Source organism: Pseudoalteromonas aurantia 208 (assembly GCF_014858725.1).
Classification (GTDB): domain Bacteria; phylum Pseudomonadota; class Gammaproteobacteria; order Enterobacterales; family Alteromonadaceae; genus Pseudoalteromonas; species Pseudoalteromonas aurantia.
In genome coordinates this window covers 1,372,550-1,388,179 of record NZ_AQGV01000012.1, presented here as the reverse complement: position 1 = coordinate 1,388,179, position 15,630 = coordinate 1,372,550, and the positions used below count along the sequence as shown (strand labels likewise).

The following is a 15,630-nucleotide window of genomic DNA, read 5'->3' as shown; positions in this document are numbered from 1 at the left end:
TATTTATTTGTGCTATTTTTTATTAAAATGTGGCCCACCAATCATTTATATTTGTAACTTATGCCGGATTATTCCATCAAACAGCAAGATATTTTAAAAGCGGCAATTGCGCAATTTGCCCAATTTGGTTTATCAGCAACGACAATGGAAGCGATTAGTAGCGAAGCAAAAGTTTCAAAGCGAACCTTATATAAACACTTCCCGACTAAGGACGCGTTGTTTGACACCGTAGTTTCGCAATTAATTGAGCGGATCACACCACTGACTGCGATTCAATTTATTCCGAACTACCAATTTGAATCACAGCTAAAACATTTGGCAATTAGTGCTCTAGCGCTATTGAATGATGAAGATTACCTTACTTTGTCGAGAATCGTCATGATTGAATCTATGCGCTCAAAAGAGCGCGCTGAAAGTTTGAAAGGGCGCTTTTTAAATTGTGAGAAATCAATGTTGCAATGGTTTCAAGATGCGGCAGATACCCAGTGTTTAGGTGAATTTAATCCAGAATTTGCGGCAGGTTTTTTTTGGGGAGGACTTAAGAAGCTGAGCTACTGGGAGCAAACAATTAGTTGGAAAGCGCCACTTAATGAAGCAGCGCTTGATGAATTAGTTGACCAAGCATGCCGGATCTTTTGTTATGGGGTCACTCCAACCCAATAAAGCCCCCAGTTTGATGAGCCCATAATTTGGCGTAAACACCATTTTGTTTTAATAGTACCTCGTGCGACCCTTGTTCAATAATTTCTCCTTGTTCCATCACAATGAGGCGATCCATTTGTGCAATAGTTGATAATCGGTGGGCGATAGCGATAACCGTTTTATTGGTCATTAAGTCATCTAAACTATCTTGAATTGCAGACTCAACCTCTGAATCAAGGGCAGACGTAGCCTCGTCTAAAATAAGGATTGGCGCATTCTTTAGTAACACTCTTGCGATGGCGATACGCTGACGCTGCCCCCCAGATAACTTGATCCCGCGTTCACCAACTTGTGCATTAAAGCCTGTGTTACCGTGGCTATCTTCTAAATCTTTTATAAAGTCAAACGCCTGTGCTTTTTTTGTGGCGGTGAGTAATTCTTCTTCGCTTGCTGTCGGTTTACCATACAAGATATTATCTGCGATGCTGCGGTGCAATAAAGACGTATCTTGCGTAACCATTGCAATAAGCTGGCGTAAACTCTCTTGTTTCACATCTGAAATATTTTGGTCGTCTATCGTTATTGCGCCATTATTTAGGTCATAAAACCTCAGCAGTAAATTGACAAGTGTTGACTTTCCGGCCCCTGAGCGGCCAACTACGCCAATTTTCTCACCGGGTTGAATTGTTAAGTTGAGGTTATTTATAACACTATGTTCTTTGGATTTATCTTTACGTTTATAGGCGAACTGGATATTTTTGAAGGTTATTTTTCCAGTTTGATATTCCAATTGAGGTGCGTCTGGTTTATCTGTGACATCGAGCTCTTGAGAAAGGCTGGATATTCCGTCGGTTACGGTGCCAATGTTTTCAAATAAACCACTTATTTCCCACATTATCCATTGAGCCATCCCATTTAACCGCAATGCTAAACCAATTGTAATCGCAATGGCGCCTGCGGTTATTGCACTATATGACCATAAATAGACTGCGACGGCGGCAACGGTAAATACCAATAGATAGTTAACAGTTTGAACACAGACATTCAAACTAGTTACAAGTCGCATTTGTTTGTATACTGGTTCAATAAATACTTCCATACTTTCTTTTGCATACTGTTCTTCCCGTTGTGTATAAGAAAACAACTTAACAGTAGAAATATTAGTATAGCTGTCGACGATACGACCTGTCATTTCTGAACGCGCGTTGGCTTGCTCAGTTGAAATATTCTTCAATCTAGGAATAAAGTACAACTGAACCGCAATATACAAAAATAACCACAGTACTAAAGGAACCATCAGTCGGGGATCAGAACTCGCTACAAGGGTGAGCATCGCGGTGAAATAAACAAGAATATAAACCAGAACATCAAGTAACTTCATTACAGTTTCCCTCACGGCTAGGGCAGTCTGCATTACTTTCGTTGAAATTCGACCAGCGAATTCATCTTGATAAAAAGCCATGCTTTGCTGTAACAAATATCGGTGAGCTTGCCAGCGAATAGACATAGGGTAGTTACCCAACAAGCTTTGATGGATAATTGCTGAGTGAAAAAAAGTAATGAGAGGTAAGGCAATAACCGTGACTATGGCCATGAAAACGAGCTCTGATTTTTTTTCAATAAAGAGCGTATCTGGTGTGTAATGTGATAGCCAGTCCACTAAGTCCCCCATAAAGCCGAACAAAGCTACTTCGAGTATTGCTAACAAAGCTGCACTCAACGACATAATACCTAGCGGCCACTCCATACCCTTGGTATAAAAACGACAAAATGAAAAAAGTGACTTTGGGGGCTGAGCTACTTTGGATTGAGGAAATGGGTCAGTGAAACGCTCAAAAAGCTTGTACATTGCAATTATCCTTTATGACTAAGGTAGGTATTGTAACTTAGACTGTTTAAATATCCAGTAGGTAGTAATGTTTAATCTGGCTTAGCAATAAAAGAGGAGGAAAGAGTGAAAGTTAAATCGTTGATTCCTTTGCGTAGTTTGAAGCAAGTGGCATGTATAACTTAAAGAGCCAACAGGAAAGCGAAAAAAATGCATGAAAAAACCGGCTAGGTAGCCGGTTTTAAAAATACACAGTATTAGTTACCGTTTTCATCCGCATACTTTTTGCACGCTTCCATGTCTTCACATTCACCATATAAATACAACGAGTGATTAGTCAAACGTATGCCATTTTCGTTAGCAATTTGTATTTGACGAGATTCAATCATCTCATCCTCAAACTCAACAACTTTACCGCATTTTAAACATACTAAGTGGTCATGATGAGTGCTACCAGATAACTCAAAAACAGACTTTCCACCTTCAAAATGGTGACGTGTAACAATGCCAGCATCATCAAATTGGTTTAGTACCCGGTATACTGTTGCTAAACCAATTTCTTCACCTTTATCGAGTAAAATCTTGTACACATCTTCAGCACTGATGTGTTGGTTGTCAGGTGATTGTAATATTTCAAGAATTTTTATTCTTGGTAATGTTACTTTTAAACCTGCTTTTTTTAACTCTAAGTTGTGATCAGTCATTCACTCTGTCTCAATTAATTATAGTTTTGTCTTAAGTCATTCGCACGACGCTGCTTTGACTTAAGAATAACGCGCTAAAGCGTGAAGTGCAAAGTAGTCTTTTATTTAGTCTTCAAGCTCTGAAAGACACATTTCGTCATATACTTGCTTACACCATGCTTTTACACGTTGTTCTGTCAATTCTGGTTGACGATCTTCATCAATCCCTAAGCCAACAAAGTGATTGTCATCAGCCATGGCTTTAGATGCTTCAAATTGGTAACCCTCAGTTGCCCAATGTCCAACAACAATCGCACCACGCTCGGTCACAATGTCGTTGATCATACCCATAGCATCTAAGAAGTACTCAGCGTAATCTTCTTGATCACCACAACCGAAAATCGCGACTAGTTTACCTTCAAAGTCGACTTCTTCAAGTTCTGGAAAGAAGTCATCCCAGTCACATTGTGCTTCACCATAATACCAAGTAGGGATGCCAAACAAAATTAAATCGAATTCAGCAATTTCTTCTTTACTACTTTTTGCAATGTCTTTGACGTCAATGAGCTGTTTACCTAGCTCTTTTTGAATCATTTTAGCAACATGTTCTGTGTTACCGGTGTCACTGCCGAAAAATATACCTACGCTTGCCATTAAATACTTACCTTCTATCTGTTATTCGCTAATTTCTCTTGCAAGATGGTCTCTATCAGAGCACTGCGGCTAATGTTTTGCTCATCAGCCATATCGCTCAATGCTTGGTAAAGCTCTGACGAAACCTTAAATTCAACACGTTTTAAACCTCTGGCGCGATCTCTTTTTATTTGATTGCGCTTATTGACTTTCAACTGAACCTCTCTGGGGAGTGGGTTAGTTTTTGGTCTTCCTGGTCGCTTTTCATTTTCAAACAAATCAATCGTTGTTCTGTCTGTTTCAGATTTGGCCATTTTTATCCAACACCTGCGCCTTGCCAAAAGACTTGAATTAGCCCTTTAGCAATAAAACCAGAGCAGCCTAGAAACAATACTAACCACACAGTATATCGACCAAACTTGGGTACATCACCTTTTTTTAAAACGTCTTGAATTGCCATTCCGATAAAAAAGAAAATACCCGCTAAAGCGAAATACAGTCCTAAGGTTTCAAATTCATTAATATACTGGCTGACCATATGCACCCAACTGAAAACTTAAACGGCGGCTACTATACCATACTCAATAAAGATAAATTAAGAGCGGTACAACAAAAACCGAACAATTATTGAAGAAAATCAATAATTGATTTATTTACAGGCAGTGGTTTTTCTGCATGTAGCCAATGGCCAGTACCATGAATAACTTTAGCAGTTGCGTTGGGAAATATGGCCACAATTGCTTCGCGATGCTCAGCAAGAATGTAATCAGAGTTATTTCCTTTGATAAACAATGCGTCGCATGAATTGCCTGTATAAGCTTTTATGTTAGAAATGATACTCTGATAGTTTGCAGAGATAACAGGTAAATTAAATTTCCAATTAAAATTGCCGTTTGGATTCTTGGCCAAACTTTTCAATAAAAACTGACGAACCCCCGCCATTTCTACGTGCTCGGATAGAATTTCATCTGCTTGTTTTCTACTAACGACGTGTGGGTGTAGTGAAACTTTATTAAGGCCGTTAATAATTTCATTATGGCGGGGTTGATAAGTAACAGGTGCAATATCGAGCACCACAAGTTTTGTGACTTTTTCTTTATATAGGGTCGCGAACTGCATGGCAACCTTGCCACCCATAGAGTGGCCTACAACATGCGCTTTCTCTATGCCAAGGTGGTGCATTAATTCAACGACATCGTTTGCCATGACGTCATAGTTCATCTGGTTATCATGAAATGATTGCCCGTGATTACGCAAGTCAACATTGACCACCGTAAAGTGTTCAGACAAGGCTTTTGCGATTATATTGAGGTTCTCTAGTGAGCCAAACAGGCCATGCATCAAAATTAGGTTAGGACCTGTTCCTGTTTGCTTATAGTTTAGTAACATATTTTCTCCAATGTATCTGTGCTAATTGTGCCAGTCAAAGACATAAATGCAAAGCCGTAGAGTAATCTGTGAAATCAGGATATAATCATTTTGAGATGCATTAATACCAGTAATGACAGGAAAAGCATGAAAAAAATAGAAATAGATGACGAGCTTTATCAATATATTGCCAGTAACACTCAAAGTATTGGTGAGAGTGCCTCGCAAATCTTACGTCGTTTATTAAATTTGACTCCTGATAATAGTATTCAATCGATTACGGAAGATGACGCGGAACCAGTAGCTACTGAAGTGGCGGTCGAAGACACAGTCACTAAAGTGTCAGAATCTTCAGCTAACGTATTTAATATTTTAAATAAAGAAGAGCTTGCTATGCAAAAAGGTGTTGTTGGCAGGTTTTTGTTTATTTTATGTGCCTTACATCGTACACATAAAACAGCGTTTAAAAAAGTACTTGATATCAAAGGCCGAGATCGAATTTACTTTGCGACAAGCAAAGAAGCGTTGCTTGAAAGTGGTAGTAGTATGAACCCAAAAAATATTCTGGACAGTGAATATTGGGTGATGACCAACTCAAACACAACTCGTAAAAAAATGATGCTTCACGAGGTTGCACTTGGCCTAGGTTATAATGAAGCACAAGCTGAAACTATCCGAGACTACCTATAAGGAAATCTTAATGGCAATTCATCCCGGTGCAGGAAAAAAAGCTGCGCAATCAGAGTTAGTTAACATCCCTAAATTGATGTCTGCATATTATTTGAATGAACCCGATCTAGAGCAAAATCCAGAACAGTGTGTGGCTTTTGGTACTTCAGGGCATCGAGGGTGCTCTTACAATGTCAAATTCAATGAATCGCATATTTTAGCGATAACGCAGGCTATTTGTGACTACCGTAAAGCAAATAATATTTTTGGCCCATTATTTTTAGGTAAAGATACCCATGCGCTATCTGAAGCTGCCTTCAATTCAGCTATAGAAGTATTAGTCGCAAACGAAGTGCAAGTTATTACACAAGATAACGATGATTATACGCCTACACCTGTGATTAGCCACGCGATTGTCACCTACAATAAATCCCACCCTAATGAGTTAGCCGATGGGATTGTAGTCACGCCGTCACATAATCCACCCCAAGATGGTGGCTTTAAATATAACCCACCGAATGGGGGGCCCGCCGATACTGATGTCACGAAATGGATTGAAGACAGAGCAAATCAATTACTCATTGAAGATCTCGTTGAAGTAGAGTTATTCCCGTATGCTAAAGCAAAACGTTCTGGCTTTATTAAATACGAAGATTTAATGACACCATATATTGATGACTTAGAGAACATTATAAACTTAAAGGCAATTGCTGCTGCAGGCATAACCATTGGGGTTGACCCACTTGGGGGGTCTGGCATCAACTTTTGGCCAATTATAGCTAAAAAATATGACCTAAATTTAACCGTAGTTAATGATGTTGTCGACCCAGCATTTGGATTCATGCCACTGGATAAAGATGGCAAAATTCGTATGGATTGCTCATCTCCTTTTGCAATGGCTAATTTAATCGCTATTAAAGATGATTTTGACATTGGCATAGGTAACGACCCAGACTATGACCGCCATGGCATTGTAACCAAAGATGGGTTGATGAATCCAAATCACTTTTTAGCTGTTGCCATTGATTATTTATTAACCCACAGAGACTGGCCTAGCGACGTTAAAATCGGTAAGACATTAGTGTCTTCAGGCATGATTGATAAAGTAGTACAAGCCAATAATCATGAAGTATATGAAGTACCTGTTGGGTTTAAGTGGTTTGTTAAGGGGCTCAATAAGCAATGGTTGGCGTTTGGTGGGGAAGAAAGCGCCGGCGCGTCTTTCTTGCGTTTGAATGGTGACGTTTGGAATACTGACAAGGATGGGTTTATCCTTGGTTTATTGGCAGCGGAAATATTGGCTGTGACTGGCAAAACCCCTTCGCAGCGATATAAAGAGTTAGAGGCCAAATTTGGCGCGCCACTATATAAAAGGATAGACGCACCAGCTGACATAGCTCAAAAAGATAAACTGAAAGCCCTGAGTGAAAGCGACGTAACAGCGAACGTATTGGCCGGTGATAAAATCACCCAGATTTTAACTCGCGCACCAGGCAATAATGCCTCAATTGGTGGTTTAAAGGTTGTGACTGAGTTTGGCTGGTTTGCTGCACGCCCCTCAGGTACCGAAGATATATATAAAATCTACCTTGAATCATTTAAAGGTGAAGCACATCTGGCTCAGCTTGAGCAAGAAGCAAAAGAGTTAGTTGATTCTGTTATTAGCTAACTTATTTTTATTTGAAGCCATGCGTGATGCATGGCTTTTTTGTATCCTTAAATAAGCGGACAGACGTCATTGTAGTCGGGTTAATTAAGGGTATTTACTCTCACATTATTATAACAGGTGGCTGTATGTACCTTGAAGCATTAAAGAAAACTGGGGATTTTTTAACCCTAACACGTGAAAATGAATTCGACTTACCGGCTAGCAATTTCACGCTGGATAACGGCACATTAGTGGAAGTACTTGATACAGGCGTTATTCAGTTTACTCCCCAAGGCAACACCTCAAAGGATATTGTTCTATCAAGTGCGGTACATGGTAATGAAACAGCTCCAATCGAAATATGCGATCAGTTAATTCAATCGGTCATAAAGGGCGAACTCACCCTAAAACAGCGAGTATTGTTTATTTATGGTAACCCGAAATCAATTAATATCGCTAACCGATTTGTTGAAGAAAACTTAAATCGACTCTTTAATGGTGAACATGCAAAGGGAGAGATCACAAACCCAGAACGCGTTCGAGCAGCAAAATTAGAAACCTATGTGACTGACTTCTTTACCAGTGTAGAAGAAGGGCGTTACCGCTGCCATTACGATTTGCATACGGCAATTCGTGGTTCTAAAAATGAAAAATTTGCGGTCTATCCATATTTGCATGGCAAACCATGGAAAAAACAACAATTACAGTTTTTACTGTCTTGTGGCGTAAATACGGTATTAACAATGCGTTCTGCAGCAACAACCTTTAGTTATTTCTCGTCATTTCAATTTGGTGCCGATGCCTTTACCGTCGAACTTGGGCAAGTAAAACCATTCGGTGAAAATGACATGGCTAGATTTGCAAAAACCAAAGATACATTGACCGCATTAATTAGCCAAGAGGAAGTGAAATATCGAGATTTTAATGCGCAAGACTTTGAGTTGTTTCAAGTTCATCGAACAATAAACCGAATACATGATGAATTTTCTTTCCCATTCCCTGACAGCGCAGTGAATTTCACGGGTTTTTCTAAAAATGCGTTATTGGCTACAGATGGTGATACACAGTATTTTGCGGAAGTCGAGGGTGAGGCTATAATCTTTCCAAATGCCAAAGTTGCACTAGGTCAACGTGCACTGTTAACTGTTATTCCAATGGAAATAAATGAAAAATTCATTTAATTCGTTGTTATAAAAGGTTTTTTATTTCCGTATCGAAAACTTTCCAACTTATATAATGCAAATTAAGGGTTATTCACCTACTATCAGTTGAATAACCCTTTACGTTAACGTAAAGTGAAGGTTGCTTTAATTTAATCAATTTGCATTTGTCGCACAGATTATTCGTATAAGAAATAACGCGAATGTGTAGATATTCCAAAGCTCAAAAATTGGTGTCTCATAGTTTGCAAATGTGTTTCGACAACAAGAGAAGGTAGGTTATGACTAACCCCAATAACATATCGCTAAATATCAGTCATGCGCTGAAGTTTATTGATAGCCATGCCCTAAATATTCCAACACTGACAATACTTGGTGAAAATGGAGAGATATTAGAAGGCGCAACAGCCCCTGATATCGATCAAGAAACTGCTTTAAACCTATATTCGACCATGCGCTTTATTCGTTTATTAGATGAGCGTATGCAAGCTGCACAGCGCCAAGGGCGAGTGAGTTTTTATATGCAGTGCTTAGGAGAAGAAGCTGCAATTACAGCAAGTGCAGCTGCGCTTAAGCCAGAAGATATGATCATGGCCCAGTATCGTGAACAAGCAGCATTGGCATACCGAGGTTTCACTCTAGAACAGTTTATGAACCAGCTTTTCTCTAACGAAAAAGACTTGGGTAAAGGGCGTCAAATGCCCGTTCATTACGGTTCAAATGAATTACACTACCTAACTATTTCATCGCCTTTAGGTACCCAGATCCCACAAGCAACAGGGTATGCCTATGGACAGAAACTAAAACATATTGATCCTAAAACCGGTGAACTTAGTTCTGAAATTGATAATTTGACCATTTGTTATTTTGGCGAAGGCGCCGCGTCTGAAGGTGACTTTCATGCAGGTTTGAATATGGCCGCAGTGCATGAGGCGCCGGTATTATTCTTTGCAAGAAACAACGGTTATGCAATTTCGACTCCAGCCGACGAGCAGTTTAAAGGCGACGGGATCGCCTCTCGCGGCGTAGGTTACGGCATAAAAACGATTCGAGTGGATGGCGGTGATGCATTAGCAGTGTTTGCAGCAACGCAAGCTGCTAGAAAAATGGCTGTTGAAAATGGTGAACCCATTTTAATTGAGTCTATCGCTTATCGTTTAGGTGCCCATTCAACATCTGATGATCCATCTGGGTATCGTAGTAAAGAAGAAGAAGCCGAATTTAAAGATAGCTGCCCAATTGAACGTTACAAGAAATGGCTATTAAAACAAGGGTGGCTAAATGAGCAAGAAGATGAAGCTGAAAAAGATAAGATCAGAGAAGATATTTTAGCAGCATTAAAAGTAGCAGAAAAAATTCAAAAGCCAGCGCTCGAAGAGTTAGTATCAGATGTATATGATCAACCGATACCGGCTTTGCAAAAACAATACGAAGAACTTAAAGAGCACATAAAACAACATCCAGAAGCATATCCAGTGACCGCAGGGAGAATTAAATAATGGCTAAAATGAACATGTTACACGCCATTAACTCGGCACTCGATATTACAATGGCTGAACATAACCAAGCGTGTATTTTTGGTGAAGATGTAGGTCATTTTGGTGGCGTTTTCAGAGCCACATCAGGTTTACAAGAGAAGTATGGTAAACACCGTGTTTTCAATACACCACTGACGGAACAGGGTATCTTAGGTTTTGCTAATGGTTTGGCCGCTTTTGGTGCGCCGGCATTAGCCGAGATCCAATTTGCTGATTACATCTTCCCTGCATTTGACCAAATCGTCAATGAATCTGCCAAGTTCCGCTACCGCAGTGGCAATGAATTCGATGTAGGTAATTTGACCATTCGTACACCATATGGTGGTGGTATCGCAGGAGGGTTATATCATTCACAATCACCTGAAGCATATTTCGCCCATACTCCAGGATTAAAACTGGTTGTGCCACGTAATCCATACCAAGCAAAGGGTTTGTTACGTGCATGTATTCAAGACGATAACCCCGTTATTTTCTTTGAGCCCAAACGTTTGTATCGTGCGTCGATTGGCGAGGTGCCTGAAGAAGACTATAGTATCGAAATCGGCAAGGCTGAAGTGGTGAAAGAGGGTACAGACGTCACTCTTTTAGCATGGGGAGCCCAAATGGAGATCATCGAGCAAGCAGCTCAAAAGGCAGAAGAAGCAGGGGTTAGTTGTGAGATCATTGACTTGCGTAGCATTCTACCGTGGGATGTTGACACAATAGCTAAGTCTGTTGTGAAAACGGGTAGACTCATTATTAGTCATGAAGCACCAATCACAAATGGTTTTGGTGCGGAAATAGCAGCCACGATTCAAGAAACATGCTTTTTACACTTAGAATCACCTATCGCTAGAGTGTGTGGTCTCGACACGCCATATCCATTAGCGTTAGAAAAAGAATATGTGCCAGATGCGCTTAAAGTATTTGCTGCAATTAAAAAGTCTGTAGAGTTTTAAGGAGTAGTCATGGCTAAAGAATTTATTCTACCTGATATTGGTGAAGGTATTGTGGAGTGCGAAGTTGTCGAATGGCTTGTTGCTGTCGGTGATGAAGTGAAAGAAGATCAGCCAATTTGTGATGTTATGACAGATAAAGCACTTGTTCAAATTCCTGCTGTACATGATGGCGTGATAACAACGTTACATTATGCTAAAGGTGAAATCGCTAAGGTACATGAGCCACTTTTTGCAATGGAAGTTGCTGGCGTGGAGTCAGTCAATGATTCGCCGACAAATAACACGCAAGATAATGTAGATTCAGCAACACATTTTGAAGATTTTATTTTACCTGATATCGGTGAAGGAATTGTCGAATGTGAAATTGTCGAATGGCTTGTTGCACAAGGGGATGAGATTAAAGAAGATCAAGCTGTGTGCGATGTTATGACTGACAAAGCATTGGTCCAAATACCGGCTAAATATGATGGAGTTGTTGAAAAGCTCTATTACCAAAAAGGTGAGATTGCACAGGTACATAGCCCGTTATTTCAAATGCGTTTAGCTGGTGACAGTGGTGGAACTTCAAATCAAAGTGTCACTTCACAGACCCCAACAGAAAACATAAAAACTGCTGCTGAACCAGTAAAAACACAACTCGCTGCAAATGGCAAAGCGATTGCATCTCCGGCGGTAAGAAGGTTAGCAAAAGAAAGAGATCTGGATATTAATCTAGTGCCAGGCTCGGGTAAAAATGGACGGGTTTATAAAGAAGATATAGCTCGCTTTGTATCAGGTAATACTGAGCAAGCACCAGTAAATACATCGGATGACAAAGTCGACACGCAAACTGATATTGTGAATAAATCAGTTGAAATCATAGGAAACAGCACACGCGTTGAACCAATTCGAGGCATGAAAGCGGCTATGGCGAAACAAATGGTCGCATCCGTTTCAACGATCCCGCACTTTACATTTAGTGATGAAATTGATTTAACTGACATAATCGCTCTACGGAAAGATCTAAAAGAGCAATATGCAAAAGACGGTATAAAGCTAACCATGATGCCATTTTTCATTAAGGCATTGTCTTTAGCAATTAAAGCGTTTCCAATTGTTAACTCACAAGTGAATGATGCGTGTACTGAACTAACATATTTTGATGATCATAATATTGGCATGGCGGTTGATTCTAAACTGGGCTTATTAGTCCCGAACATTAAACAGTGCCAAAATAAATCAATTGTTGATGTTGCTCAAGAAGTAACTCGTTTAACCAATGCCGCAAGAGAAGGGCGAGTCTCACCAAATGATTTAAAAGGTGGCACGATTTCAATTTCAAACATTGGTGCAATTGGTGGCACAACCGCAACGCCTATCATTAATAAACCAGAAGTCGCCATTGTTGCACTGGGTAAATTACAACATTTACCACGCTTCGATGAGCAAGGTAATGTCGTATCACGCTCAATAATGCAAGTTAGCTGGTCTGGCGATCACCGTGTAATAGATGGTGGTACAATCGCACGCTTTAATAACTTATGGAAAGCCTACTTAGAAAATCCTGCCAAAATGATGATGGCAATGAGCTAAGATCTACTTTGTCACGTTTTCAATAGTGCCTGACTCTCAAATCCCCACAGTTGTGGGGATTTTTATATCTATGGTTTTTAAATATTGAATTCATAGCTACGATAATAATCTTTATATATTATTAATCACTAATTTTCGTGTTTTATTTTCAATGCTTTCAGAAACTATCCAGTTATAAGCAAAGGCCGCAAGTGTTTTAAATATATTGTAATCGTTCTCAATTGAAATAAAGCTCATTAAACGCTACATTGTCTCAGAATCTATTGGAATACTTATGCTATGGAGTTAGCGATGAAAAAATACAATTCATTAACCTTGTTATTTGTAAGTACTTTTCTAGCTGTGTTTTCTGTTTCTGCAGCACAGACAAAAAATATTAATGGTCTTTGGGAGGATGTAAATAATGAACATTTTAAAAATGGACACATGATTGTATCCCAAGATAAAGACGCTATATATATAACCCATTACGTAGAGTTTAAAGGTCTTCCCCTGGTTGAGTATGGTATCGGAAGTCGTTCAGGAAATACGATAGAATATAAGGTTAAGGTGACTCAAGCTATACCTGGTTGGACTACAGAAGGCACTCATACTTTGGCACTTTCAAATGACGGTACGCAGTTAGTTGGCTATTACAGCTCAGATGGAAAAACAGGCCCACTAAAATTTAAAAAAATTGGGAAGTAATTGCACCCTTAGCGTTGCCAATTAAAGTTCATGGTCATTTTAACATAATGTAAATGACCATATATTTCAACACGAAAGAACTGGTAATGCTCAATCAGAATGCGCAGACTTGCGTTTTCCTATACTTGCAAAAGCTTCAATACCGCTAACTATTTTATTAATTCCTTTTGACCCACCGGCCATTAGCGCACCCATCGTAAATAATTCAAATGCATTGAACAAAATGAGCTGTAGTGTAGGGATCCCCGAAAAAGAAAATACATCTGAAAAAATACGTATTCCAACTAGCCCCATGGTTAAACCTATTAAAAACCCTACAATGCCAGCTTGTTTTGTTGTTTCTGCCCGGTAGCTAGCTAATAATTCTGTCGCTTCAATCCGTTCATCTTTATTGCCATTATCAATTCTATTTACGAGTTTAATTTTTCCAGGTTGTCGGTAAGCTATGACATACAATTCGACAATACGCTCAACGATGAGTGATAAAAACAGTAACCTTAACAATAATAAAATAAACTGTTGCGGCTGGGTAAATCCAATCCAAGTTAAGTTGTGGCCAATAGCAAAAAAGTGAGAGCATATCGACAAAGAAAGTACTGATATGATGCTAATAAAAATATATTTAATGTTCATAATATAACAAAGCAATCCAAATTTTATATGAGTGAAATCAAACGAATCATGAGTTTGACATCAGCCAATTATTTTTAGGCCCTATGATTAAATTTTTTTAAATTAAATTCAATGTTTCATATGTAAAATAAACCTTGGTACTTAGTGATCATGAAATAGAAATGAGTGCGCAGTTGTTGATATGTATAACGTCAAGTAATCTAATAACCCTATTAAAAAGAGTGGGCAAAAGGCCTTAAAATATAGAACCACAGTAAATTTAACATAATATTTGTATCGCAAAAAATTTCTATCATTAATGACCAAACCAATAGCCCAATCACTAGCAGGAGTTTAATTCGTTTATAACGGCAGTGGTGGTGACAAAAAGCTTAATTTAATCACCAGCGAATTACCATATTACCATAAACCCAAACAGAGAAATGTTCAGTGAAAACCAAGGCTATAGAAAGCCAAGTGCCAAAGATGTTGTACGGTGTCGTCAGCGCAGAACCGTTGAAGCAATACTAGAAGAACGGGCCATTGAACGCGCGTACAGCATAGAGGGCTTAATCGATGAGTGAGCTAAATGTCATGAGTGAATAAAAGTCGACTTAAGAGCATTGCCCGCAGGCATTCGCGCATTTGTCGATGTGTTGGGCGTTGAAAAAGCCATAGGCGTACTCACTGAGCAGGGCGGTCAGGTGTTTTATATCCCCAAGCACCCCACGCAAAACTGTGAATTTGTAAAGGTGTTTGGTATGGATATGTGCACTGCATTATCGCGCTATGCAGAGCAGCAATATCAAGTACCCATGTTAAACAAAGTACTCGCTCAAGTACGTAACCAAACAATAGTAAATGAAGTGGCCAAAGGCACGACGATTCAAGAGCTGGTAAAGCGCTTTAAAATTACACGCCAGTGGATAAACAAAATTCTACACGAGTACAACGCGTATGAAGCAAGCGAGGTTTACCGTGAACAGCAAATGGAGTTTAAGTTATGAATTTAGCAATGAAACAACTTGTTGTTATAGGGCTAGTCACACTTGGTTATGTGCTAGGCCATGTTAGTTGCTCACCTAAACATGCCGAAAAAACTGACTGTATAGACACAACTATTGGCAGAAATGGCGGCGAGTCTATCGCCCCAGCTAAACCTTAAATGGATAAAAACAACTTTGCGCTGCTCACCGCTTTACAGTTAAGCGGTGGCAGCGAACCAAAACCGTGGATGCTCAAAGCCGGTATTACCATGTTGAGCAAACATATTAAACAACGTAAACGCCTTGGATTACCGCTTTTAAAGTTAGAAAAAGAGCTTGAAGAGGCTAAGAGAATAAAACCTGATTGATGTTAATTGGGTTTAACTCTCTTGCTATTATTATTCATCTAAACTTATCTGGCTTTATTGCCAAAGTAACGAATAGCGTTGAAGACATAAAAAAAATCGCGCAAATACTATAAATAATACTTAACATATCACTTTCAGTTTCGATGTCCTTCAAAAATAAAGCGCATAAATACGTTGCAACAGAAAATACGTAAACTAAAAAACTATTCCACTTATCACCCGCTTTAATTTGAGCGTGGTAAGTAAGAATCAAAGTTACGAAACCAATGCATATAAAAGCCAATGCTCACTCCTACAC

The 15,630-nt window shown here is 39.3% G+C and carries 19 protein-coding genes; 12 read left to right on the top strand and 7 right to left on the bottom strand.

Going from position 1 to position 15,630, the window contains the following annotated elements:
• Window positions 1-60: 60 nt before the first annotated feature.
• Window positions 61-663, top strand: a complete 603-nt coding sequence (locus PAUR_RS09835) for a TetR/AcrR family transcriptional regulator (protein WP_192507584.1) — start codon at window positions 61-63, stop codon at window positions 661-663.
• On the opposite strand, the gene PAUR_RS09830 is transcribed toward PAUR_RS09835, so the two are convergent.
• The 6 genes from PAUR_RS09830 to PAUR_RS09805 form a co-directional block, all read right to left on the bottom strand.
• Complete coding sequence (locus PAUR_RS09830; RefSeq protein ID WP_192507583.1) at window positions 647-2,491, bottom strand: ABC transporter ATP-binding protein; 1,845 nt, start codon at window positions 2,489-2,491, stop codon at window positions 647-649. The two genes, PAUR_RS09835 and PAUR_RS09830, sit on opposite strands and share 17 nt — an antisense overlap.
• Window positions 2,492-2,727: 236 nt before the next feature.
• Window positions 2,728-3,174 carry a ferric iron uptake transcriptional regulator gene (fur, locus tag PAUR_RS09825; protein WP_192507582.1) on the bottom strand — a complete coding sequence of 149 codons (447 nt, stop codon included), beginning with the start codon at window positions 3,172-3,174 and terminating at the stop codon, window positions 2,728-2,730.
• Between the two features lie 105 nt (window positions 3,175-3,279).
• Window positions 3,280-3,807, bottom strand: coding sequence for a flavodoxin FldA (fldA, locus tag PAUR_RS09820; protein ID WP_192507581.1), 528 nt, complete (start codon window positions 3,805-3,807; stop codon window positions 3,280-3,282).
• 14 nt (window positions 3,808-3,821) lie between these two features.
• Window positions 3,822-4,100, bottom strand: coding sequence for a LexA regulated protein (gene ybfE / locus PAUR_RS09815; protein ID WP_010363446.1), 279 nt, complete (start codon window positions 4,098-4,100; stop codon window positions 3,822-3,824).
• 2 nt (window positions 4,101-4,102) lie between these two features.
• A complete protein-coding gene (locus tag PAUR_RS09810; protein WP_192507580.1) occupies window positions 4,103-4,324 on the bottom strand; it encodes a DUF2788 domain-containing protein in 222 nt (73 codons plus the stop codon).
• Between the two features lie 86 nt (window positions 4,325-4,410).
• Complete coding sequence (locus PAUR_RS09805; RefSeq protein ID WP_192507579.1) at window positions 4,411-5,175, bottom strand: alpha/beta fold hydrolase; 765 nt, start codon at window positions 5,173-5,175, stop codon at window positions 4,411-4,413.
• Window positions 5,176-5,301: 126 nt separating this feature from the next.
• On the opposite strand from PAUR_RS09805, the gene seqA reads away from it, so the two are divergent.
• From seqA to PAUR_RS09770, 7 genes are all read left to right on the top strand, one after another.
• Window positions 5,302-5,844: a replication initiation negative regulator SeqA gene (gene seqA, locus PAUR_RS09800; RefSeq protein WP_192507578.1), complete on the top strand. Its 543-nt coding sequence runs from the start codon at window positions 5,302-5,304 to the stop codon at window positions 5,842-5,844.
• Window positions 5,845-5,854: 10 nt separating this feature from the next.
• Complete coding sequence (gene pgm, locus PAUR_RS09795) at window positions 5,855-7,492, top strand: phosphoglucomutase (alpha-D-glucose-1,6-bisphosphate-dependent) (RefSeq protein ID WP_192507577.1); 1,638 nt, start codon at window positions 5,855-5,857, stop codon at window positions 7,490-7,492.
• A 125-nt stretch (window positions 7,493-7,617) separates the two neighbouring features.
• On the top strand, window positions 7,618-8,652 hold the full coding sequence (gene astE / locus PAUR_RS09790; protein WP_192507576.1) for a succinylglutamate desuccinylase: 1,035 nt from the start codon (window positions 7,618-7,620) through the stop codon (window positions 8,650-8,652).
• A gap of 260 nt (window positions 8,653-8,912) precedes the next feature.
• Window positions 8,913-10,130, top strand: a complete 1,218-nt coding sequence (locus PAUR_RS09785) for a thiamine pyrophosphate-dependent dehydrogenase E1 component subunit alpha (RefSeq protein ID WP_192507575.1) — start codon at window positions 8,913-8,915, stop codon at window positions 10,128-10,130.
• Window positions 10,130-11,107 (top strand): alpha-ketoacid dehydrogenase subunit beta, encoded by a 978-nt coding sequence (locus PAUR_RS09780; RefSeq protein WP_192507574.1) that lies wholly within the window; start codon window positions 10,130-10,132, stop codon window positions 11,105-11,107. The genes PAUR_RS09785 and PAUR_RS09780 overlap by 1 nt, the downstream gene beginning before the upstream one ends.
• 9 nt (window positions 11,108-11,116) lie before the next feature.
• Window positions 11,117-12,679: a dihydrolipoyllysine-residue acetyltransferase gene (locus PAUR_RS09775; RefSeq protein ID WP_192507573.1), complete on the top strand. Its 1,563-nt coding sequence runs from the start codon at window positions 11,117-11,119 to the stop codon at window positions 12,677-12,679.
• A gap of 291 nt (window positions 12,680-12,970) precedes the next feature.
• A complete protein-coding gene (locus tag PAUR_RS09770) occupies window positions 12,971-13,366 on the top strand; it encodes a hypothetical protein (RefSeq protein ID WP_192507572.1) in 396 nt (131 codons plus the stop codon).
• Between the two features lie 90 nt (window positions 13,367-13,456).
• On the opposite strand, the gene PAUR_RS09765 is transcribed toward PAUR_RS09770, so the two are convergent.
• Window positions 13,457-13,999, bottom strand: a complete 543-nt coding sequence (locus PAUR_RS09765; RefSeq protein WP_192507571.1) for a hypothetical protein — start codon at window positions 13,997-13,999, stop codon at window positions 13,457-13,459.
• 422 nt (window positions 14,000-14,421) lie between these two features.
• On the opposite strand from PAUR_RS09765, the gene PAUR_RS09760 reads away from it, so the two are divergent.
• From PAUR_RS09760 to PAUR_RS09745, 4 genes are read left to right on the top strand one after another with little or no spacing between them, the layout of a single operon-like run.
• Window positions 14,422-14,562 carry a hypothetical protein gene (locus PAUR_RS09760; RefSeq protein WP_192507570.1) on the top strand — a complete coding sequence of 47 codons (141 nt, stop codon included), beginning with the start codon at window positions 14,422-14,424 and terminating at the stop codon, window positions 14,560-14,562.
• Between the two features lie 39 nt (window positions 14,563-14,601).
• Entirely contained in the window at window positions 14,602-14,985 is a 384-nt protein-coding gene (locus PAUR_RS09755) for a Mor transcription activator family protein (protein WP_225738333.1), read from the top strand.
• Window positions 14,982-15,143 (top strand): hypothetical protein, encoded by a 162-nt coding sequence (locus tag PAUR_RS09750; protein ID WP_192507569.1) that lies wholly within the window; start codon window positions 14,982-14,984, stop codon window positions 15,141-15,143. Before PAUR_RS09755 ends, PAUR_RS09750 begins: the two co-directional genes overlap by 4 nt.
• A complete protein-coding gene (locus PAUR_RS09745) occupies window positions 15,144-15,332 on the top strand; it encodes a hypothetical protein (protein WP_192507568.1) in 189 nt (62 codons plus the stop codon). It begins immediately after the preceding gene.
• The last annotated feature ends 298 nt before the right edge of the window (window positions 15,333-15,630 follow it).